Raw genomic sequence first — 22,264 nt, 5'->3', positions numbered from 1 at the left:
GCCTCGCGTTTGAAATCATCGCTGAAGTAGCGCTTGGCTTTGTATTTCATGACACCTTCTCTCCAAATGAAGGTGTCTACTTTTTCCGGGGCATTCCAGGGTTTTAGCTGTTAACTGTCCACTATCAACTGTCAACTGTGTTCCCTATTGGTCCATAACCACTGATAAAACGGCTGCAACTCTGCCACCGGCGCCTGGTCCTCGAACACATGTAACCAGCCCTTCGGCGTTTGCATGGCCAGCCAGGGGCCATGGCGAATAACCCGCAGAGGGCGCTCCATCACCTGAGTGTGCTGGCCCGTTACCGTCAACGTCTGCGCGTGCAGTTCCAATGCCACCGGCTGGGGAAGGCGCCAGCCCCGCACCAACACGACCAGCGCCCCGAGCAACAGCAACATGGCCCAGCCCGGCAATTGCGACAGCACAATGGCCGGCACCACCAGCAACGCCGCCAACCAGCGCAGGCGCGCCGGATAGCGGGAAGCGGCGAGCTCAACCTTTCTTCGCGGAGACCAGGCCGAGGACATGGCGCACATACTCGTTTAACTGCGGGTCCGCAGGCTCACTGCGGTAGGTAAACCACTCGAACATGTCCGCATCCTCACAGGCCAGCAAGGTAGCGAACTGGGCCTGGCGCTCCGCCGGTTCCGCATCGAAGTGATTATCCAGGTAGCCATACAGCACCACCTCCACTTCCGACGCGCCCCGACGGCACTGCCAGCGATATTTACGTTTCAGGTCTTCATTACTCATTTCTGCACTATCCTGATCAGAAACTCCGGCGTCTTGCGCCAATTACCACCTATGGCTTTCAGGCTGTGCGCGCATTATCTATCATGCCTGATGATTTCTCGACTCCCCCGGAGTCGCACACCAAGTCACACGTTACAATGACAGGAGCCCCATGAGCTGGTCCGAGTTTATTGCCGCCCAATCCCTGGCCGACCACGCCGCGACGGATAATGCAGCGACATTGAGTCAATGCGACCACCTGGCCGTCATCCGCGCCCACGGTGACGAGGCAGGCCATTACCTGCAAGGCCAGCTTTCCTGCGACCTGCACGAAGTGGATAACGGCAGCCACCTCACCGGCATGCACCTGAGCCTGAAAGGCCGCGGGCTGGTCAGCGTACGCATCGTGCGAGACGGTGATGACTACCTGATGCTCTGCCCCGCCGGGCAAAGCGAGGCGGTGATCAAGTCGCTGATGAAGTACCGTCTGCGCGCCAAGGTGGAATTTCAGGTCGACGAGCAGGCGGTGATAATAGGGCTGAGCGGCGCCTTGCCAGCCACCTCGCCCGAACCCGGCCAGAGCGGACGTAACGGCCAGGGTCTCTGGTTGCGCTACCCCAATACGGATCACGCCCTGCTGATCACCGACACCGAACAGGCCGAATCCGTCTGGACCGTGCTCGTTCAGGACCGTACCGCCACCAATGCCAACGGCTGGCGGCAAGCCGACATCGACGCAGGCGAAGGGATGATTTACCCCGGCGCGGAAGACCTGTTTCTGCCCCAGGTACTCAACTACGACGTCACCGCCGGGGTGAATTTCAAGAAAGGCTGCTACACCGGCCAGGAAGTGGTCGCGCGCATGCACTTCAAGGGCAAACTCAAGCAGCGCATGCAGCGCATTGATTACACCGCCGAGCTGGACCTGGCACCCGGTGAGACGCTTCGCAACAGCGACGGCAAGGCTGCCGGTGAAGTGGTCAGCAGCGCCCGCAATCATGCCGGGCGCAGTGCGCTGGTAGTGCTGCGCCGCGATACCGACGGCGTACTGTTCAAGGACGAGCAACCGCTAAACAGCCAGCTCGGCACCCTGCCCTATGCATTGCCCTGGAAAGATTAAGACCCACGGAGCGCACACGCTCTCGTAGGTCGAATTCACCCAAGGGCACAGAGAGCCTGAAAGGCGTAATCCGGCACATCGGTAGGCTCGATTGCCAGGTCGGCTGTCGGATTACGCCTTCGGCTAATTCGACCTACCCCAACCGCCCCCCTTCCTAAAAAAAAAAGGCGCCGAAGCGCCTTTTTTGTTGTGTGTTTCCGGGATTACCGGGTCTTACCCAGATCCGCCAGTGGATGCTTCGGCGCCGGACAACGGAAAAAACTATCGATGTAATCTTTCGGCACCGACGCCACATCACGATGGCGGAAACCGGGCTTGCCGTCCTTGTCGATCAACAAGGCCCGCACCCCTTCGCGAAAATCCCCGTGCAAGGAACACTGCACAGCCAGGCACCACTCCATGCGGAACACCTCAGCCAGATCGTAATAGGTAGAGCGATCCAGCTGCTCCCACACCAGGTGGGCGGTTTGCGGGCAACCGCGCTCCAGGTTACCCAGCGCCTTGTCCAGCCAGCGGTCACGCTCTTTCACGTTCAGCAGCTGCTCAGTAACCACCACAATGCTTTCGCCATCACACAGACGGTTGATCAACGGCAAATGGTCGATCAACGGATGAGGCAGATCACTCATGTCCGCCGCCTGCTGCTTGAACAAGCGGTACATCACCGCGCGATTTTCAGCTTCATCATCAGCGAAACCCTGCTCGGCCAGCGCATTCAGCAAACTGTCAGCATCAGCATCCACCATGCGGTCCGCCATGCCAATTTCTACCGCTTCGCGACCGTTGATGTGTACCCCGGTGAGCCCCAGGAACAGCCCTACCCGACCGGGCAGACGATTCAGGAACCAGCTGCCCCCCACATCCGGGAACAGGCCGATGGTGATTTCCGGCATGGCCATGCGCGAACGCGGCGTGACCAGGCGGAAGTCGGCACCCTGTAACAGGCCCATACCGCCCCCCATGACAATGCCATCGCCATAAACGATGACCGGGATGGCACTGGTGTGCAGCCGATAATCCAGCACATATTCCGCCGCGAAATATTCTTCGGTGAACGGATTACGGCCTTCGCCCGCGTGTTTCACCATGGACTTGTGCATTTGCACGATATCACCGCCCGCGCAGAGCGCCTTGCCACCAGCACCATCCAGCCAGATCGCCACCACATCAGAACGCTTTTCCCAGGCATCCAGCTTCTCGCTCAGCAACTGGATCATCTCCAGGCTTAGCGCGTTCAGGGATTTGGGGGCATTCAGGGTGGCGCGGGCGATCACTCGGCCGCAACGGGTTTCGATTTCGGAAAACAACACGCAGTCAGACACAACGACTCCATAAAGCAGTGAATAGTTAATAATTAACAGTTAATCATTTGCGCGGGCCACCCCATCTATTCAGCACGTCTGAAGTCGCGTTCATGCTATAGGCGCGGCCCCAGGACTCGAAAAGACCGAGGTGACCAACCGCGCAGCTATTAACTATTCATTATTAATTGTTAATTTTCAGGCACCGACCAATCAATAGCCGTTTTTCCCTGCTGAAGCAGGTATTGATTCGCGCGGGAGAAATGGCCACAACCGAGGAAACCACGGTACGCAGATAACGGTGAAGGGTGCGGGGCAGAGAGCACGCAGTGCTTGTCGCGATCGATCAGGCGACCTTTCTTCTGGGCATGGCTGCCCCAAAGCAAAAACACCAAGCCATCACGATCACGATTCAGCTGCTCGATGGCTTCATCGGTAAACCTCTCCCACCCCTGCTTCTGGTGCGAAGCAGCTTGCCCGGCCTCGACAGTAAGCACCGCATTGAGCAACAGTACACCCTGCTCAGCCCAATGGGTCAGGTTGCCATGGGAAGGAATCTCGAAGCCCAGATCCCGGTGAATTTCCTTGTAGATATTCACCAGTGACGGCGGCGTCTTTACGCCGTGCTGAACGGAAAAGCACAGGCCATGGGCCTGGTTTGGACCGTGATAAGGGTCCTGCCCCAGGATTACTACCTTTACCTGCTCAAAGGGCGTCAGGTTAAAGGCGTTGAAAATATCCGGCCCCGGCGGGAAAACCGTTTTCCCCGCACGCTTCTGCTCTGCCAGGAAGGCACGCAGTTGCGCCATGTAATCCTGCTCGAATTCGCCCGCCAAATGCTGTTGCCAGCCGGGCTCTAACGGCACGCCCTTGCCACCCGAGGTGTTCGCGGGATCCACATCAGCCATGGTGGGGAACGACTTTATCCAGCATGTTGTACATGCGCTTCTCGACAAAATCCTGGGAGATTTTTTCCGGGTGTACCAGCAAGCGCTGTTCGATGGTCAGGAAGGTGGCGAAGATTAACTCCGCGTCCAGCTTTGGTTCTTTGCAGCCAAAGAGTTCGCAGGCCATGGTCAGCGTTTCCACATGCTGGCGCAGGTACATGTCCGCCAGTTCACGCAGCCGGGCATCCAGAATTGCTTCCTGAATAAACGCCTGCTCGGCCACCACATGGTCGCGGCGATTCTGCAGCTCATCCACAATAAAGGCCGCCATCATTTGCGCCAGCAACTTCACCAGCCGGTCCCGCTCTTGCGGGTCTGCCAGGCTATCGCGGGAAAACTGCGACATGAGCCCAAAGGCCTGCTCCTTGAACGGCTCGATCACTTCCTTCATTGCCCGCTCGGCGAACAACGTGAAGGTATCCGCGATCAGATCGGAGATATCCTTGAAGTAATAGGTGGTCGCCGAAAGGGGCACTTCCGCTTCACGGGCAACCGCCCGGTGGCGAACGGCACGAATACCCTCGCGCACAATAATACTGAGCGAGGCCTCAAGAATTGCCTGTCGACGCTGCTCGCTACCCGTGCGGCGCGCTTTTCTTCCCTGGTACTGAATTGCACTTGTCATGGACACAGCCAGCCTTTGTTGTCAGCCCTAAATTTGTGTCGCTCTCCCGACTTCAATCCCGCAAGGGCGGCAGGCGCAAATGGCGCCTGAAAAAACCGCCTTTATCAGCCCTGAGGCCGCATATGCGGGAACAGAATAACGTCTCGAATAGACGGCGCATCTGTAAACAACATTACCAGACGATCAATGCCGATGCCCTCCCCGGCCGTCGGCGGCAAGCCGTGCTCCAACGCGACCACATAGTCCTCGTCGTAGAACATGGCCTCATCATCACCGGCCGCTTTCTCTTCCACCTGCTGGCGGAAACGCTCGGCCTGGTCTTCCGCGTCATTCAACTCGGAGAAACCATTGGCAATTTCACGGCCACCCACAAAGAACTCAAACCGCTCGGTAACAAAGGGGTTATCGTCCATGCGGCGCGCCAAGGGCGACACCTCGGTGGGGTATTCGGTAATAAAGGTCGGATCCTTCAAACGGTGTTCCACCGTCTTTTCGAAGATCTCGATCTGCACCTTGCCCAAGCCATAGCCGCCCTTGAGAGGAATACCCAGGCCAGTAGCAATTTCACGGGCACCTTGCTCATCCGCCAGCTTGGCGGCATCCATATCCGGATTAAAATGCAAAATGGAATCGAATACCGTCATCCGCGCAAAAGGTTTACCAAAATCGTACACATCACCCTGATACGCCACGTCCGTTGTACCCAGCACCGTCTCCGCCAGGGTGCGCAGCATCTCCTCGGTCAGGTTCATCAGGTCGTGGTAATCACCGTAGGCCTGATAGAACTCCAGCATGGTGAATTCCGGGTTATGCCGGGTGGAAAGGCCTTCATTACGGAAGTTACGGTTAATCTCGAATACCTTCTCGAAGCCGCCTACCACCAGCCGCTTCAGGTACAGTTCCGGCGCAATGCGCAGGTACATGTCCAGATCCAGGCTGTTGTGATGGGTGATAAAGGGGCGCGCGGTAGCGCCGCCGGGAATCACCTGCAGCATCGGGGTTTCGGCTTCCACAAAGTCTTTTTGCACCAGGAAGTTACGAATTCCGGCCACGATCTTGGCGCGAATCTGGAACGCCTTGCGCGTCTCCTCGTTGACGATCAGGTCCACATAACGCTGGCGGTATTTAGCCTCGGTGTCAGTCAAACCCTTGTGTTTCTCGGGCAGCGGACGCAGTGACTTGGTGAGCAGCAGGTACTCATCCATCATCACATACAGATCGCCCTTGCCGGATTTGCACAGCGTACCGCGCACCCCGATGATATCGCCCAGATCCCAGCTCTTGGTCTCTTTGCGCACATCGCGGGTTTCATCCTTGGGTGCAAAAATCTGAATGCGGCCGGACATGTCCTGCAGCACCTTGAAGGCTTTGCGGTCCAGCATCATGCGACCGGCCACCGCCACCTGAATATTCTTCTCTTCCAGCTCTTCCTTGGTGAACTCGCCATACTGCGCCTGCAAGTCGGCGGCCAGGGAATCCCGGCGGAAATGGTTCGGGAACGGATTGCCGTGTTCGCGCAGTTCGGTCAGCTTGGCACGGCGCTCAGCGATCAGCCGGTTTTCGGCAGCGGCTTGCTGCGAGGCGTCGACATTCTGTGTGGTGTTGTCTTGGCTCATAACTCAGTGCTTCCGGTAAAGCGCCAGCCACCCGATGCCTGGCGCCAGACGCGTTGTGGGTAGCGTCTGGCGCCAGGCATCAGGCGTCCAGCGTAGCAATCACAATCCCGCTTTCAGGGAGGCTTCGATAAACTGATCCAGCGCGCCGTCCAATACCTGCTGGGTATTGTGGCTCTCAACGCCAGTGCGCAGATCCTTGATACGGCCATCATCCAGTACATAGGAGCGGATCTGGCTGCCCCAGCCAATATCCGACTTGTTGCTTTCCTGTACCTGTTTTTCCGCGTTGCGGCGCTGCATTTCCAGTTCGTAGACCTTGGCCTGCATCATCTTCAGGGCCTGATCCTTGTTCTGGTGCTGGCTACGCCCGCTCTGACACTGGGTCACCAGGGTGTGCTTCTCGCCACCATCATCAGTGTATTCATAGGTCAGGCGAACCGCCGAATCGGTCCGGTTAACGTGCTGACCACCCGCGCCGGAGGCCCGGTAGGTATCCACCCGCATGCTGCCCACGTCGATATCCACATCAATATCGTCGTCCACTTCCGGGGACACGAACACCGAGCTGAACGAGGTATGACGGCGGCCGCCGGAATCGAACGGGCTCTTGCGCACCAGCCGGTGCACGCCGGTTTCAGTACGCAGCCAGCCGTAGGCGTACTCGCCTTCGAAACGGATAGTGGCAGACTTGATGCCGGCCACATCACCGGCGGACGCTTCCACCAGCTCGGTCTTGAAACCGTGGGCCTCGCCCCAGCGCAGGTACATGCGCAGCATCATCTCGCCCCAGTCCTGGGCCTCGGTGCCACCGGAACCGGCCTGGATATCCAGATAGGCGTTACAGGCATCCATCTGCCCGGAGAACATGCGACGAAATTCCAGATCCGCCACCATTTTTTCCAGATCACGCAGGTCGCTTTCCACTTCCGAGAGAGTGTCTTCATCCCCCTCTTCCACCACCAGCTCTAACAGGGCGGAGGTGTCTTCCACTCCCTGGGAGGCATCGTTGATGGTGTTCACAACCATTTCCAGCTGGGCCCGTTCCTTGCCCAGGGCCCGGGCATAGTCCGGATCGCTCCAGACATCCGGGTTTTCAAGCTCGCGCTCGACTTCGGTCAGACGTTCACTCTTCTGATCGTAGTCAAAGATACCCCCTAAGCGCTTCGACACGCTCAGACAGGTTGGAAAGGTGGGTTCGCAGCGGATTGACTTCCATTACGTCTCTCTAGAATAAGTGCTTGGCAAATTGATATGCGGAAAACAGCGCAGTCTAACGGTTTGCGGGTTGGCTGACGAGGGTCAGAGCCTCCCCGCTCCGCAGGAACGTCGACCCGCACGTTTATAACGAAGCCGCTGTAGGAGTTCCTCTTGAGGGACGAACCACGCGTCAGCGTGGAAATCCTCCGCAGAGTCTGCCCCGGATTCGGTTCGGAGCAGCAGAGCAACCGGGATCTACAGAATGATCAGGTGACACCCGCATCGCCTGTTTCCTCGCCAAGGCTCGGATTCGTCCCTCAAGAGGAACTCCTACAGCGGCTTTGTCGAGGCCCCGGACACACCTACGTCAGTCTCTCAACTCGTAAACGTGGTGAGCCTCGCCCTTCATGTTATCGATGGTGGTGCCGATATAGCTGGCATTGTTGGGAATGCCCGAGCCAGTGGTGAACACCTTGAAGGTGCGCACTTCTTTCGGAGTGTCGATCACGGTGTCCGCGTCCACTTCCACCCACATGAAAATCACCGCTTCCTGGGGGATGTAATCCACCCGCAGTACCTTGCCTTCTTCGGGCAGGCGTAACTCCTGCACTTCGTTGACCACCTTCAGGCGGTGCTTGTGTATGGTCTTCATTTGAGTCCCCTCCGTTAAGGACACAACACGGCGGTGGACGATAGCCACCCCGCGCAGTCAATGCCGGCACGGCCTTTTGGGCCGCACCCTGGTAAAACAGGCACCCGGTGTCGAGCGCGAAGCGCAATGCTAGCAAAAACCGGGGCCGCCGACAGCATTGTCGACAATTTTGCAGGAGTCGATGGGGGGAACATAAAGCGGTTTTGATTCCAGGCCCAATGTTGGATTACGCCTTTCAGGCTAATTCAACCTACATAGTCACGGGGAGCTGGTTGGTTTTGTAGGTCAGATTAGGCGTAGCCGTAATCCGACATTCCCACCGCATCAGACCGATCAAAGCGGAATCAGATGCTCGAACAGCAGCTGGGGATTGCGCTGGCCACGGAATTCGTTGACCTCCAGGCGATACACCCCGCGCACCTTGCTGATACGACTGGGCAGCGCGTCCACCGCCACATTGAAATGAATGGCATCAATCACCCCGCTGACGCCGGGCAGGCCCAGGGTCAGTTTCAGGTGGCGTTCGCCGACGATGCGGTACTTGAGCACCTCGAATTCGCCATCAAAACTGGGGGCCGGGAACCCCTGCCCCCAGGGAAAACGGTGGCTGAGCAATTCGGCATTGGTCAGCGACAGCTCGTGGTCTTCCAGCTCGCCGTCCGTTTCCACAATGCGCTCCAGCGCTTTTGGAGACAACAGCTCGCCCACCGCTTTTTCGAACGCCGCCTTGAACGCGTCCAGCTTTTCCAGCTCCAGCGAGAGGCCCGCCGCCATGGCGTGACCACCGAATTTGCTCAGCAGCCCGGGATTAGCTGTGGCCACCGCATCCAGCGCATCGCGCAGGTGCAAGCCGGGAATCGAACGGCCCGAGCCCTTCAATTGGCCGCGCTGCTGGGCCGGGGCAAAGGCAATCACCGGCCGGTGAATCGCTTCCTTTACCCGCGAAGCAAGAATGCCCACCACCCCTTCATGCCATTCCTTGCCATACAGGCACAGGCCCGCGGGCAGGTTATCCGCATCCAGCCGGGCCACCTCTTCCATGGCCGCATCGCGCATGCCGTGCTCGATGGAGCGGCGCTCCCGGTTGATGGTGTCCAGGTCCTGAGCCATCTCGGTGGCTTCGGCATCGGTTTCCGCCAGCAGGCAGGCGATGCCCTGAGTCATATCGGTGAGCCGCCCCGCTGCGTTCAGGCGTGGCCCCACTGCGAAACCCATATCCGCCGCCAAGACCCGGCTGGGATCGCGCCCGGCCACTTGCAGCAACGCGCGGATGCCTGGGCACCCCTTACCCGCACGAATCCGCCTCAGGCCCTGCTCCACCAACACCCGGTTGGCATCGTCCAGCACCACCACATCGGCCACCGTGCCCAGCGCCACCAGGTCCAGCAGATCGGTAATCGGCGCGCTGGCGGTAACGCCCTGCTCGCGCAACGCCCGCTGCAGATCCATCAACAGATAAAATGCCACTCCGACCCCCGCCAAATTCGTGGCGGGGAAATCCTCACAACCGGGCAGACGCGGGTTCACCAGCGCATCCGCCTCCGGCAGGGTGTCGCCGGGCAGATGGTGGTCGGTAATCAGGACTCGCATACCCTGGGCGCGTGCAGCAGCCACCCCATCCACACTGGCAATGCCGTTATCCACGGTGATGATCAGGTCCGGCTCATACAGCTCTTTGGCCAGGTCCACGATGGCCGGCGACAATCCATAGCCGTATTCAAACCGGTCCGGCACCAGGAAATCCGGGCGCGGATAACCCAGCCGCTCCAGGCCTCGCACCATCAGCGTGGTGGCCGTGGCACCGTCCGCGTCGTAGTCGCCCACAATGCAGATGCGCCAGTGGTCTGTTCGCCCTTGTAAAAGCAACGTCACAGCCCCACGCAAACCAGTGAACTGCTCAGGATGCGGCAGACGTTTCAGGCCCAGGTTCAGTTGCGCCGGATCGGTCACCCCTCGCCCGGCCAGAATCCGCGCCAGCATGGGCGGCACATCGGGCCAGTCCGGCGTGTGCTGCGGCCGGCGGGTGATCTTGGGCAAGCTGGGTTTGTCCATGGGCATGAATGGGGCTCGGTGAGTCAGGGGTTCTGGCCAGGCCGGGTATTCGTCATGCAAGCATGACTTCCCACAAAACCTCTGCCTTTCTGAGAGGGCGCGAAGTTTGTGGGAAATGATGCTTGCATCATGAATGCCCCCGGCGAGCCGGGGCGGCACCAGACCGGCAGTCTGCCACGGCGCCGCCCTAACAGCACGAACACAAGGAGCAAGTGATGAAATTTTCGCCATACGGTACCCCGCAATCACCACCACGACCAGATAGTCACAAATTAGGGCTAAAAAAGTCATCCCGCTTCCCTATACTTGCGGGCCTACGAGTTTCGTCGTTTATGTAAGCAAACACTCACATGAATGCCATGTAAACGACGCGCCCACCCCGAATTTCGGGGCCTGGGGCACACCAAAGCGGTCATTTAAACCGCGTACTTTGGGACTGGAGAGCAGAAGCTATGATCTATCAAGGCAACGCCGTAAGCGTACAACTGCTTGACGACGGCATCGCCGAACTGAAGTTTGACCTTCAGGGCGAGTCCGTTAACAAGTTCAATCAGGAAACCGTGGAAGATCTCGGTAAGGCTGTGGAAGCTGTTAAAGGTAACAGCGACATCAAAGGCCTGATCGTGACTTCCGGCAAAGGGGTTTTCATTGTTGGCGCCGACATCACCGAATTCACAGACATGTTCAAACTGCCGGAAGACGAAATCGCCGGCTGGTGTCTGAAATCCAACGAAGTCTTCAACGCTTTTGAAGATCTCGACATTCCCAAAGTGGCAGCCGTTAACGGCATCGCCCTGGGTGGCGGCCTGGAAATGTGCCTGGCCGCAGATTTCCGCGTGCTGAGCGAAAAAGCACAGGTCGGTCTGCCAGAAGTGAAGCTGGGCCTGTACCCGGGCTTCGGCGGTACCGTGCGTCTGCCCCGCCTGATCGGTGTGGACAACGCAGTTGAGTGGATCGCCGCAGGCGGCCAGCACAAGGCTGACAAAGCACTGAGCGTAGGCGTAGCCGACGCCGTTGTTGCCCCCGACGAACTGCAAAACGCGGCCATCGATCTGGTCAAGCAGTGCCTGGCCGGCAAGATCGACTTCCGCGCCAAGCGCGCCGAGAAGCTTGAGCCGCTGAAACTACCGCCCATGGAAAACATGATGGCCTTCCAGACCTGCACCGCCATGGTGATGGGCCAGGCTGGCAAGAACTACCCGGCACCGGTAGCGGCCGTGAACACCATGCAGAAGCACGGTGGCATGAACCGCGACAAGGCACTGGAAGTGGAAGCCAAAGGCTTCGCCAAAGTGGCCAAGTCTTCACAGGCAACTTGCCTGGTCGGCCTGTTCCTGGCAGACCAGCAAGTGAAAAAGGTCAACGGCAAAACTGCCAAGGCCTCCAAGGAAATCAACCAGGCTGCAGTACTGGGCGCGGGCATCATGGGTGGCGGCATCGCCTTCCAGTCTGCCTCCAAAGGCACTCCGATCATCATGAAGGACATCGCCGACAAGGCGCTGGACCTGGGCATGAGCGAAGCCAGCAAACTGCTGACCAAGCGTGTTGAGCGCAAGAAAATGAAGCCGGCCAAAATGGCCGAAGTGCTGTCCTCCATCCGCCCGACCCTGAACTACGGCGACTTCGCCAACGTGAACGTGGTGGTTGAAGCGGTTGTTGAGAACCAGAAGGTCAAGCAGTCCGTATTGGCGGAAGTGGAAGGCGAAGTGACCGAGGGCACCGTGCTGGCCTCCAACACCTCCACCATTTCCATCACCAAACTGGCTGAAGCCCTGAAGCGTCCGGAAGACTTCGCCGGCATGCACTTCTTCAACCCGGTGCACATGATGCCGCTGGTGGAAGTGATCCGTGGCGAGAAGACCTCCGACGAAACCGTTGGCACCCTGGTGGCCTACGCCCAGAAAATGGGCAAAACTCCCATCGTGGTTAACGACTGCCCCGGCTTCCTGGTTAACCGTGTACTGTTCCCCTACTTCGGCGGCTTCGGCATGCTGATGCGCGACGGTGCCGACTTCCAGGCCGTGGACAAAGTGATGCAGAAATTCGGCTGGCCCATGGGCCCGGCGTACCTGATGGACGTGGTTGGCATCGACACCGGTGTTCACGCGGCCCAGGTCATGGCGGAAGGCTTCCCCGAGCGCATGCAGTACGACTTCAAAGATGTGTCTACCGTGATGTTCGAAAACGAGCGTTACGGCCAGAAGAACGGCATCGGCTTTTACAAGTACGAGCTGGACAAGAAAGGCAAAACCAAAAAGGTTGTCGACGAGTCCACCTACGAACTGATCAAGCCGCACGTTGCGGACACCCAGGAATTCGATGCGGACGAAATCATTGCCCGCATGATGATTCCCATGTGCACCGAAACTGTTCGCTGCCTGGAAGACAACATCGTAGGTTCCGCTGCCGAGGCCGACATGGCCATGATCTACGGCATCGGCTTCCCTCCCTTCCGTGGCGGTCCGCTGCGTTACATCGACAGTGTTGGCGTTAAAGAATTCGTCGCGCTGTGTGACAAGTACGCGCACCTGGGTGGCATCTACGAAGCACCGCAGATGCTCAAAGACATGGCCGCCAAGGGCGAGTCTTTCTTCGCCTAAGCCACGGACAAGCAGGAGTAAGAGATATGAGTTTGAATCCTAAAGACGTCGTCATCGTCGATGCGGTCCGTACCCCCATGGGCAAGAGCCGTAATGGCCAGTTCCGTCACGTGCGTGCCGAAAAACTGTCAGCCCAGCTGATCCAGGCGCTGATGGCCCGTAACCCGAACTGGGACACCCAGCTTACTGAAGATGTGATTTGGGGCTGTGTAAACCAGACCAAAGAACAGGGCATGAACATCGCCCGAAACATCTCCATGCTGGCCGGTCTGCCGCGCACCAGCGCTGCACAAACCGTGAACCGTCTGTGTGGTTCTTCCATGCAGGCACTGCACTCCGCCTCACAAAGCATCATGACCGGCAACGGCGATGTATTTGTGATCGGTGGTGTAGAGCACATGGGCCACGTGGCCATGGATCACGGCATCGACCTGAACCCGGAAATGTCCAAAGTGGCTGCCAAGGCATCCAACATGATGGGCCTGACCGCGGAAATGCTGGGCAAAATGCACGGCATCACCCGTGAGCAGCAGGACGCCTTCGGTGTTCGCTCCCACAAACTGGCGTGGGAAGCCACCCAGGAAGGTCGCTGGAAAAACGAAATCGTGCCGATCGAAGGCCACGACCAGAACGGCCACAAAGTGCTGTGCGAAATTGACGAAGTGATCCGTCCTGGCGCCAGCATCGAAGACATGCAGAAACTGCGTCCGGTCTTCGATCCGGCCAACGGTACCGTCACTGCCGGCACCTCCTCTGCCCTGTCTGACGGTGCCTCCGCCATGCTGGTGATGAGCGCCGAGCGTGCCCAGGCTCTGGGCCTGAAGCCCCGCGCCAAGATCCGCTCCATGGCCGTTGCCGGTTGTGACGCTGCCATCATGGGTTACGGTCCGGTACCGGCCACCCAGAAAGCCCTGGCGCGTGCTGGCCTGACCATCGACGACATCGACTATGTAGAACTGAACGAAGCGTTCGCTGCACAGTCCCTGCCGGTGGCCAAGGACCTGAAGCTGATCGACAAGATGGAAGAGAAAGTGAACCTGAACGGCGGCGCCATCGCCCTGGGTCACCCGCTGGGCTGCTCCGGTGCACGTATCACCGGCACCCTGCTGAACGTCATGGAATGGAAAGACGGCCAAATCGGTCTTGCCACCATGTGTATCGGCCTGGGTCAGGGTATCGCTACCGTGATCGAGCGGGTTTGATAAACGCCTGACGCCCGAAGCCTGACGCCGGACGCCGGACGTGCTCCGGCGCTCAGGCCCGGCACCCTATTTCCGGCCCGCCTCACAAGGGCAGGACTGGAAACAAAAAACCCCGGCTTACCCGCCGGGGTTTTTCTTTATAAGGAAAGTTGAACAGAGACTTGAACTAGTCAGCCTTGGCTGCTTCCTCAACAAGGCGATTCTGACGCTCTGAGGCCTTTTTCAGCACACGACCGTACACCCGCTTACGCTCCGCTGAGGAGGCGTTTCGGATGAAGTCAGAAAAAGGGGTCGATTCCACGACCGGGGGAGATTTCTTCAACATGTTTCCACCCTAGTCCAGTCCAAGCATGCGCTCAAGGTCCGCGCGACTATATTTCTCAGGAATATAGTTGTCAATTCGCTCCACATTCGCTTTGTAAAATCGGTGGGAGCCATCCCGGTTCTTTAGTAGCAAATCAACCCGAATATCCGGATACGCTTCTTTGAGCATGTTCACTGCATCTCTGGCAGTAAAGTACTGATTTATAAAGTCTTCTGGCAGTATTCGTCGCCCCTCGCTAGTCTCACGGGCTTGGACAAACTCCCATGCCTGTAAAGGCTCCTGGTAAACATAGAGAATTTGCACAAACCTCCCTTTATTTAAACACCGCTCAATATTGCGTCGCGCCACTTCAAACCGGGCCAAAGTACCGTCCAACAAAAAGGTCTGACGCTGCTTTAACGCCAAATCGAGGACCTTTTCTACCAAAATTGAGACTCCACCCTGAAATAACCAGGAATTATCCCCGGTATAGCCCGGCAGCTCCGATCTAAGCTCATCCGGGTCAATCCTAAGAATTTCACCACCACCATCCTTGACGCTATCAATTAGCTCTATCGACGCTTCAGTCTTGCCCGCGCCTGGGCAGCCAGCCATGAACACCGTTACCGGTTCCTTCTCCGGCACAAACCGGGACGTATCAGTAAGACGCTGACCAATTTTTTTCTTGTGCTTTCTGGCAAAAGCTATCGCTTCCTCCTGAAGTTCAAGCTCTTCTTTACTGAGTTGCTTCGTCATATATCTGATAGCTCCAGAACAGTAGAGGCACTGTCAATATGATCAGCATATAGTAACTAATCAAGACCAGCAGTATTTGCAACTGGGCGAAGCGTTCGCAACCCCTTCTCCCGGAGACAAAGGGTCTGAAGCTGCTAAAAAGGTGGAAGAAAAAATTAGCCCGAACAGCGTCACCATCGTGCTGGGGCACCGGCCAGGCAATCCCGGCTCAGGCCCGGATGCTGATTTCCGACGCACGAATAAGGGCAGGACTGGAAACAAAAAACCCCGGCTTACCCGCCGGGGTTTTTCTTTTTTTAACACCAGACTGGCCTGTTCTGCATAACCGGGCCTTTCTGCCCCTCGTCTCCCCCACCGTGCCTTCGGTACAGTAACGGTTCTGTCACCAGAACAGGCTGAAGCGCCGCCGACAACAGAGCATCATTCAAGTCGCGTATTCGCGCGAGCGCTGCTTTCTCCACCCAGAGGGCAAGACGGCAACGCGCGATCAGCCTGCATCAAGGAGGAAGCCTTCATGCTTGACTGGATTGCACAGCATCAAAAAATCCTTTCTGTCGTCGCCAGTTTCAGCTCACTGGTTATCTGGATCGTTTACGCACAACTCCTCTATTTGGGTTTTCGCCGGCAACGCAGCCCGCGCCTGATCATTAACCGTGGGCGCAACAAGGACATCAATGCGCTCTGCCTGATCAGCAACATGAGCGCCGAATCCGTTTTCGTGCAATACATCATCGCCGAACTTCATACCTCCCAGGGCACCATCACCATGGACGTGACGGATTTCGAGCAGGAGTACAACAAGGGCGACGAAAACCCGGAGAGACACAATCCCGCTTCAGGCGCAGTGAATGTGTCGGAGAACACGCGCCAGGGCCCCATTAAACCGGGAGGCTTCTCCCATATCGGCACCTTCAAGGAATTGGTTGAGCGCATCGCCCGCTGTGAGGGCATCAAGATGGACGGGCACATGCCCAAAGGTGATCTGGAGTTCACCCACCTGACCCTGCGGCTCATCGGCATCTACGGCCCCGAGAACAAACCCATCGGCGCCGAACGCGGCTTCGATCTGGCCTACAACGCCAGTGAATTCTCTCTCAGCCCCGCCTCCTGGGACACCAAACAGCTCACCTCCATGAGGCAGCGCCACAAGCTCAAGAAGATTGTGGAACAGCTCAACGCCTCAAACATCACGTCGTCATCGCCTTTTCAGGAGGCGGGAATGCGGTAAAGGAAGCGCAGACGAGCTAGCAGGCCAAGCCGCACTCAACGAAGCAAAGGGCGGGAGATTCGGCCAGGCAGCGATACGGTGCAGACCTGCCTGACCATCAGTGGCGACCCTGGCGCCGCCACAGGTGGAGTTATGAATCGGCCTTGTTCTGTTGGGCCGCTTCCAGTGCCACGATTTTTGCGTGCATGGTGCGCATCAGGTCCAGCATTTCCTGGCGCTCATCGTGGGCAACCAGATTGTTGGCTTCCCGCTCGGCGCGCTGCTCGCTTTCGTGTACTTCCTGAGTCGCGCTCACAATGATGGCAATAAACAGGTTCAGCACCATAAAGCTGGAAATCAAAATAAAGGGCACAAAGAAGATCCAGGCCATGGGGTACACCTCCATCACCGGCCGGGCGATCCCCATGGACCAGCTTTCCAGGGTCATGATCTGGAACAGGCTATAAATGCTGGCGCCCAGCGTGCCAAACCACTGTGGAAACGCCTCACCGAACAGCTCCGTGCCCATCACCGCAAAAATGTAGAACATCATCAGCAGCAGCGCCGCCGTCCAGCCGATACCGGGCAACGCCTGCATCAGCGATTCCACCAACATGCGCAGCCGCTTCACCGATGACAGCAGGCGCAGCACCCGCAGAATGCGCAGACTTCGCAAGATAGCCAGTGGCCCGGAGGCTGGCGCCAGGGAAATGGCGACGATCAGGAAATCAAACACATTCCAGCCGGAGCGGAAAAAGCGCGGGCCAAAAGCCACCAGCTTGAGCGCGATCTCTGCCGTAAACGCCACCAGAATCACCTGATTCACCAGAGTGAGCCACTGCCCTGCCCGCTCCTGGGCCACCGCGGAGGTTTCCACCCCGAGGATAATGGCGTTCAGGAGAATCAGCGCGGTAATGCTGTTCGCGAATAACGAGGACTCAAGCCAAACGGTCAGACGCTGGCGCCAGCCATAAGAGGGAACGGAAGAAGACGAGGCCTGCATGAAACATCACCCAACGAGATAAAAGCCGCGAGTATACCTGATCTGTCCATGGGTATTGATAGCGTACGGTCGGGCAAGCGGGCCGGTCGATCGATGCTCTAGCGCCCTTTGCGAGCGGGTTAACGCACGGGGTGAGACCGGCTCAGCCTCGGACATCACTCAGGGGCGAGCAGGAAACACCACCACCTCATCGCCTTCCTGCCATACCGGCAGCTTGATCATGGTTTGCAGAAAGAGTGGGTGCTCCAACCAGCCCTGTAACCACCGCTGCAGATTCGGGTAAGGCAGCTGGCTAAATACATCGCGATCGACATGGGCGAATTGGCGGACAAACGGCATAACACCAATATCCGCGATGGTCGGATCATCCCCAAGCAAGTAAGCGCGGCTCTCCAGCAACGCCTCCAGGACCCGAAGAAAGCCCTCTCCCCGTTGCCGATACTCTGTCTGAGTCATCTCCACATGGCGGTCGGCGTATTTATAGCGGTCCAGCCAATACTTGAACTCATTATCGTTTTGCTCAATCAGCGCATTGGCCTGATCCAGAACCGTTGCGTCTAACAGCCCCTGTGGATCCTGCTGCTCCAGCGCCCACACCATGATGTCCCGGCTTTCTTGAATCACAGCACCATCGGCCAGCAGCAAAACCGGCACGGTGCCTTTAGGGCTTATCGCCAGCATCTGCGCAGGCTTGTTTTTCAGGGTCACTTCCCGCAACTCAACCTGCAAACCAGCGAACAAAATGGCCAGGCGGGCGCGCATGGCATAGGGGCAACGGCGAAAGGAATATAGACAATTAGATGGAGTCGTCATAGCGATATTGCACAACTGAAAAAGGGGTCCTTCAAGCAGGGACACCCATAAATTTAATTCTTTAAATGAAATTCAAAGGTTGCCTTTGGCATCCTGGCGACCAAGCACCCGCATGATCTCAACCGTTCTTCCATTCAGACGGTAATAAATGCTGTCCACGCCACAGACACTACGCCGATACCCTTTCTGAACATGGTCAACGGCGGGGAAGCGGTATGGTGATTGCGCGATCACATCAAAGCGCGCCATTAGCGTTTTAAAATATCGGACCGCCTGCTCTTCACCAAATGCTTCGACGCCACGCCAATAAATTCGAGCCACATCCCTTTTGGCCGCATCGTTGAGTCTATACCTCATCCCTTCCCAATCCGTCCTGGATCTCTTTCAGCAGTTCCGCAGGGCTCGGCTCCGTGAGCCCACTGCGCTCAGCTTCCCGTAATTTCGCACGAATCACTTCCAGCTCGCGCTCCGTTTCCTGCTCTCGCAGTTGGCGCTCACGAATCAACTCGCGAACCACTTCACTCTCATTCCCGTAATGCCCGCTCTCGATTTGGGTCTTGATCCAGCTATCTTGCTGATCTGTCACCGTAATACTCTTCTTCACCATCCCCATCTCACACCTCTCTCAAGCGCAACTATCCTACCTAGTAGTATAATTGCGCCCAACACGAAGACAACGCCGCTTATCCGCGGCAACCCTGAAGGCTCCCAGCTTTATCCAAGGGCCCAGGGGGTATTCTGCCCGGCAATCCAACGCCGCCCCGTCGCCTCCGCAAAGGCCTTCACCTTCGCTATCGGCCCCAGTGCCAACGGGGCTCTCCGCTTCCGGGGCCCCATGTGTTTCAACCAGGCGCGCTCATCAATACCCATGCGCTCAAGAATATTCGCCGCAGCACCATCAATGGCTCCCCTTTTATCTGCCCGCACAGCCCTGCCAGTGGCATCAACCAACACCAGATAATCCATCAACCGCATACGGCACACGGTGGCATCGTCATCCGTTTCGATATGCTCTGCATCCACCATGGGCAACAGCGCCGGGAGCTTGTCAGTGGAAGGCAGTTTCTGGACAGCGCGGCTTCGCTGCTGGAGAGAAGTAAAGTCAGAAGCTTCGGGTGTCGCGGCCATGCCGGCACGAACAGGGTTAAGATCCACATACGCCATGCAGCCAAGCACCGCCTTCTCGTCCAGCAGCGCCTGGCTTTTGTAGCGCCCTTCCCAGAAACGGCCCTTGCAGCCGTCCTCTTCGTTGGCCCGCCGGGCCAGATGCTCGTTCAGACAGCGCATGAACCAGCCCAGGTCATATAACCGGCAGCGCCATTGCTCAACGACCTCCAGGGCTTTCAGGGTTTCCGCTTCACAGGTCTCGTCGCGCAGCCATCGCTGAACCAACGGCGGCCCGGAAAACAGCCGCATCCACTGCGCCGCCACCTCACGACATGACCAGGCGTCCGCCCTGCCCCGATCCACTCGCAACACCAAATGGTAATGGTTCGACATCACCGCATAGGCGCACAGATCTATCGCAAACACCTCAACCAGCGTCGCCAGGCGTTCCACCACCCATTGCCTGCGATGCTCATAATCCTGACCAGAGTAATGATCCCGCCCACACAAGAAAGCCCTGCGTACACAACGGCAAATACAGTGGTAATACGGCGTTTCCTCAAGGGAAATCTGCTGATAACGCGCTCGAGTCATGGTCGCCTCCATGCTGATCCATGACTTAAACCATACTGTCCTTATGGACAGCAAGTCATCAGATAATGGCCATCAGGCGCGTGAGAGATTTGCTAATTGGTGGGTGTCCTTCTGTTGTTCACGGTTACGTGGAGCGTTTGCACCGCACCTTGCTCGATGAGCACTTCCGTATCCAGGGGCGAACCAAGTGGTACGAAGGCGTCGAGGAGATGCAGACTGACCTCGACATCTACCTCAAATACTACAACGAAAAACGGCCACATCAGGGCCGCAATATGAACGGGCAAACGCCTTACTCGGTGTTCAAAAAAGGGCTGCCCAACACCCCAAAAAACGACAAGAGGAAAGCTGCTGAAAAAGCTGTTTAAATAAGGGCTCTGTCGAGGGCGACTGTCAGGGGTAGTGTTCAGAATTCTGTGTCACTTCTTTAATCTACACACCAAAGAGGTGATACATGACCAAACCCACATTCGACATTGATGCTGCTCTCAAGGCCCTACAGGAAGGCAAAGACCTGACCGGCAAAGACGGCATTCTCACGCCGCTGATCAAGCAGCTCACAGAAGCCGCGATGCAAGCCGAGCTGGACAATCATCTTACAGAAGAGACCGCGCCGAACCGCAAGAATGGCACGACCAGTAAGACCATGAAAGGCCCCGCCGGCAGCTTTGAACTTAAAACGCCCCGAGACCGCAGCGGTACCTTCGAACCCCAGCTTATCAAGAAACACCAGACGCATCTGACCGATGAGTTGGAGCGCAAGATCATTGCCCTGTTTGCCCTCGGCAACAGCTACCAGGACATCCGCGCCCACATTGTCGAGATGTATGATATCGAGCTGTCCAACGGCACCATCAATGCCATCACCGACAAACTCCTGCCAGAGCTACAGGCGTGGCGAGAGCGTGATCTTGAAGCCATCTATCCGATTGTCTGGCTTGACGCCATTCACTACAAAATTAGAGAAAACGGCCGTTACGTCAGCAAGGCTATCTACACCATTCTTGCCCTGAACATCGAGGGCAAGAAGGAGCTGCTTGGTCTTTATCTCTCTGATCAGGAAGGTGCCCACCACTGGTTAACCGTGCTGACAGACCTCTACAACCGTGGCGTCAAGGATATCCTGATCGCCTGCGTGGATGGCTTGAAAGGCTTCCCTGAAGCCATCGAGAGCATTTACCCGAAAACGGAAATCCAGCATTGCGTGATTCACCAGATCCGTAACTCACTGAAGTATGTTGCCTCGAAAAACCAGAAAGCCTTCATGGCCGACCTGAAGCCCGTCTACAAGGCTGCAACGCTGAACGCCGCAGAAATCGCACTCGATGAACTGGAAGCCAAGTGGGGCGAGAAATACCCGATGGTAATCAAGTCCTGGCGGGAAAAGTGGCCAACCCTGTCAGCCTACTTCAAATACCCTGATTACGTCCGTACTGCGATTTACACCACCAATGCCGTGGAGGCCGTACATCGCCAGTTCCGCAAGCTGACAAAGACCAAGGGTGGCTTCGCCAGTGAGAACGCCTTACTGAAGCTGCTCTATGCCGGTATACTCAAGGCATCCGAGCGCTGGACCCACCCGGTGCAGAACTGGAATCTGACGCTGTCACAGATGGCCATCCACTTCCCCGAGCGCCTGGACAAATACATCAGCCTGTGAGGCTGCTGGCTGTGACACAGAGTTTTGAACACCCTCCTGTCAGGTGATAACCATCACTGTACACCTGACCCTAGCTTCAAAAGGCGAGCATTAGAGCACGGGGCAAGACCTAACCCTCGTGTTCACGGTCATCCATAGTTTCTTTTAGCTGAGGCTATAGCCTTACTGGAGTTTTCAGATAACTTTAGCCTGCCGTTCTCAAAGGGATTTGTTTTCCATTCTTTTGGCACACTTCGTTTGTGAGCCTCACCAAGGAGAACAGAATACAGGGCTTCGATGTAGTCATAAAAAACACTAACCTTCTCCATTCTCAACTCAAGCCGATGGACGACATCACCAGAAGCATTGCTCGCTTCTTTACCAAGATCAGAAAGCTTCACCCAAGTTTCATCACAAGATATAAAGGTATCCATCAATACATTTTCAACAAAGGTAACATTGCCGATCAACTCTCGTACAATGTAGCCCCCAAGACGACTTGGATAGAAGTTAGATTTAAAACTTGGCTTATCGTGTGATGCCGTATGTATAAAACGAAACCTACACAAATCTTCCAAAACTCTTAAAGAAAACTCATCAGGGACCCCGACAAGCCTGAGAACACGTTTAATCTCTATTCCATCAAGGTATTCAAAAGCCGAATCAGTGCTAAATTGAACAAGAGAAGACAAGACAAAATGTAGTGGTCTAATGAATCCGGACACCAACATAGGTGGTAAAGTTACCACCTTAATCGAGGTGCCAGATGACCAGAAAACGACGTTCCTTTACTCCTG

General features: G+C 56.9%; 21 protein-coding genes and 1 pseudogene. 6 read left to right on the top strand and 16 right to left on the bottom strand.

Annotated elements, in window-relative coordinates:
• Positions 1-131: 131 nt before the first annotated feature.
• Together COA55_RS16210 and COA55_RS16205 are read right to left on the bottom strand one after the other, a co-directional pair.
• Positions 132-527 carry a hypothetical protein gene (locus tag COA55_RS16210; protein ID WP_290502983.1) on the bottom strand — a complete coding sequence of 132 codons (396 nt, stop codon included), beginning with the start codon at positions 525-527 and terminating at the stop codon, positions 132-134.
• On the bottom strand, positions 493-753 hold the full coding sequence (locus COA55_RS16205; RefSeq protein WP_063521270.1) for a succinate dehydrogenase assembly factor 2: 261 nt from the start codon (positions 751-753) through the stop codon (positions 493-495). The genes COA55_RS16210 and COA55_RS16205 overlap by 35 nt, the downstream gene beginning before the upstream one ends.
• Positions 754-904: 151 nt before the next feature.
• On the opposite strand from COA55_RS16205, the gene COA55_RS16200 reads away from it, so the two are divergent.
• Complete coding sequence (locus COA55_RS16200; protein WP_290502982.1) at positions 905-1,852, top strand: folate-binding protein; 948 nt, start codon at positions 905-907, stop codon at positions 1,850-1,852.
• A gap of 203 nt (positions 1,853-2,055) precedes the next feature.
• On the opposite strand, the gene COA55_RS16195 is transcribed toward COA55_RS16200, so the two are convergent.
• The 7 genes from COA55_RS16195 to recJ form a co-directional block, all read right to left on the bottom strand.
• Positions 2,056-3,174: an enoyl-CoA hydratase/isomerase family protein gene (locus COA55_RS16195; protein ID WP_290502981.1), complete on the bottom strand. Its 1,119-nt coding sequence runs from the start codon at positions 3,172-3,174 to the stop codon at positions 2,056-2,058.
• Positions 3,175-3,344: 170 nt separating this feature from the next.
• Positions 3,345-4,061, bottom strand: coding sequence for a uracil-DNA glycosylase (gene ung, locus COA55_RS16190; protein WP_290502980.1), 717 nt, complete (start codon positions 4,059-4,061; stop codon positions 3,345-3,347).
• Entirely contained in the window at positions 4,054-4,725 is a 672-nt protein-coding gene (locus COA55_RS16185; RefSeq protein WP_290502979.1) for a TetR family transcriptional regulator, read from the bottom strand. Before COA55_RS16185 ends, ung begins: the two co-directional genes overlap by 8 nt.
• A gap of 104 nt (positions 4,726-4,829) precedes the next feature.
• Entirely contained in the window at positions 4,830-6,341 is a 1,512-nt protein-coding gene (gene lysS / locus COA55_RS16180; RefSeq protein WP_290502978.1) for a lysine--tRNA ligase, read from the bottom strand.
• A 99-nt stretch (positions 6,342-6,440) separates the two neighbouring features.
• A protein-coding gene (prfB, locus tag COA55_RS16175; RefSeq protein WP_156497033.1) for a peptide chain release factor 2 occupies positions 6,441-7,557 on the bottom strand; the annotation gives its coding sequence in 2 pieces (ribosomal slippage) (positions 6,441-7,484 and positions 7,486-7,557; 1,116 coding nt in all).
• 348 nt (positions 7,558-7,905) lie between these two features.
• The gene (locus COA55_RS16170; protein ID WP_007148998.1) at positions 7,906-8,190 is read right to left on the bottom strand and encodes a hypothetical protein; all 285 of its coding nucleotides are present in this window, start codon (positions 8,188-8,190) and stop codon (positions 7,906-7,908) included.
• A 333-nt stretch (positions 8,191-8,523) separates the two neighbouring features.
• Positions 8,524-10,242, bottom strand: a complete 1,719-nt coding sequence (gene recJ / locus COA55_RS16165) for a single-stranded-DNA-specific exonuclease RecJ (RefSeq protein WP_063520559.1) — start codon at positions 10,240-10,242, stop codon at positions 8,524-8,526.
• Positions 10,243-10,694: 452 nt separating this feature from the next.
• On the opposite strand from recJ, the gene fadB reads away from it, so the two are divergent.
• Together fadB and fadA are read left to right on the top strand one after the other, a co-directional pair.
• A complete protein-coding gene (gene fadB, locus COA55_RS16160) occupies positions 10,695-12,842 on the top strand; it encodes a fatty acid oxidation complex subunit alpha FadB (RefSeq protein WP_063520558.1) in 2,148 nt (715 codons plus the stop codon).
• 26 nt (positions 12,843-12,868) lie between these two features.
• The gene (gene fadA, locus COA55_RS16155) at positions 12,869-14,044 is read left to right on the top strand and encodes an acetyl-CoA C-acyltransferase FadA (protein WP_063537949.1); all 1,176 of its coding nucleotides are present in this window, start codon (positions 12,869-12,871) and stop codon (positions 14,042-14,044) included.
• A 334-nt stretch (positions 14,045-14,378) separates the two neighbouring features.
• On the opposite strand, the gene COA55_RS16150 is transcribed toward fadA, so the two are convergent.
• Positions 14,379-15,104 (bottom strand): zeta toxin family protein, encoded by a 726-nt coding sequence (locus COA55_RS16150; RefSeq protein WP_063519462.1) that lies wholly within the window; start codon positions 15,102-15,104, stop codon positions 14,379-14,381.
• Between the two features lie 514 nt (positions 15,105-15,618).
• Between COA55_RS16150 and COA55_RS16145 the strand changes: the two genes are divergently transcribed.
• Positions 15,619-16,332 carry a hypothetical protein gene (locus COA55_RS16145; protein ID WP_063519463.1) on the top strand — a complete coding sequence of 238 codons (714 nt, stop codon included), beginning with the start codon at positions 15,619-15,621 and terminating at the stop codon, positions 16,330-16,332.
• Positions 16,333-16,462: 130 nt separating this feature from the next.
• Here COA55_RS16145 and COA55_RS16140 read toward each other — a convergent pair whose 3' ends face one another.
• The 5 genes from COA55_RS16140 to COA55_RS16120 form a co-directional block, all read right to left on the bottom strand.
• A complete protein-coding gene (locus COA55_RS16140; protein WP_063519464.1) occupies positions 16,463-17,314 on the bottom strand; it encodes an ion transporter in 852 nt (283 codons plus the stop codon).
• A 159-nt stretch (positions 17,315-17,473) separates the two neighbouring features.
• Positions 17,474-18,127, bottom strand: coding sequence for a glutathione S-transferase (locus COA55_RS16135; protein ID WP_156496935.1), 654 nt, complete (start codon positions 18,125-18,127; stop codon positions 17,474-17,476).
• A 72-nt stretch (positions 18,128-18,199) separates the two neighbouring features.
• Positions 18,200-18,448, bottom strand: coding sequence for a type II toxin-antitoxin system RelE/ParE family toxin (locus tag COA55_RS16130; protein WP_231880571.1), 249 nt, complete (start codon positions 18,446-18,448; stop codon positions 18,200-18,202).
• A gap of 25 nt (positions 18,449-18,473) precedes the next feature.
• Positions 18,474-18,734 (bottom strand): type II toxin-antitoxin system ParD family antitoxin, encoded by a 261-nt coding sequence (locus tag COA55_RS16125; protein ID WP_231880430.1) that lies wholly within the window; start codon positions 18,732-18,734, stop codon positions 18,474-18,476.
• A 107-nt stretch (positions 18,735-18,841) separates the two neighbouring features.
• Complete coding sequence (locus COA55_RS16120) at positions 18,842-19,828, bottom strand: hypothetical protein (protein ID WP_063519467.1); 987 nt, start codon at positions 19,826-19,828, stop codon at positions 18,842-18,844.
• A 119-nt stretch (positions 19,829-19,947) separates the two neighbouring features.
• On the opposite strand from COA55_RS16120, the pseudogene COA55_RS16115 reads away from it, so the two are divergent.
• Positions 19,948-20,196 (top strand): annotated as a pseudogene (locus COA55_RS16115) (integrase core domain-containing protein); the annotation flags it as partial.
• An 86-nt stretch (positions 20,197-20,282) separates the two neighbouring features.
• Positions 20,283-21,488: an IS256 family transposase gene (locus COA55_RS16110; protein ID WP_063519023.1), complete on the top strand. Its 1,206-nt coding sequence runs from the start codon at positions 20,283-20,285 to the stop codon at positions 21,486-21,488.
• 128 nt (positions 21,489-21,616) lie between these two features.
• On the opposite strand, the gene COA55_RS16105 is transcribed toward COA55_RS16110, so the two are convergent.
• Positions 21,617-22,198 carry a hypothetical protein gene (locus COA55_RS16105; protein WP_290502977.1) on the bottom strand — a complete coding sequence of 194 codons (582 nt, stop codon included), beginning with the start codon at positions 22,196-22,198 and terminating at the stop codon, positions 21,617-21,619.
• Between the last annotated feature and the right edge of the window lie 66 nt (positions 22,199-22,264).

Source organism: Alcanivorax sp., assembly GCF_002733835.1.
Classification (GTDB): domain Bacteria; phylum Pseudomonadota; class Gammaproteobacteria; order Pseudomonadales; family Alcanivoracaceae; genus Alcanivorax.
The sequence above is the reverse complement of the archived record's forward strand: the minus strand, read 5'-3'. Positions and strand labels throughout refer to the sequence as shown.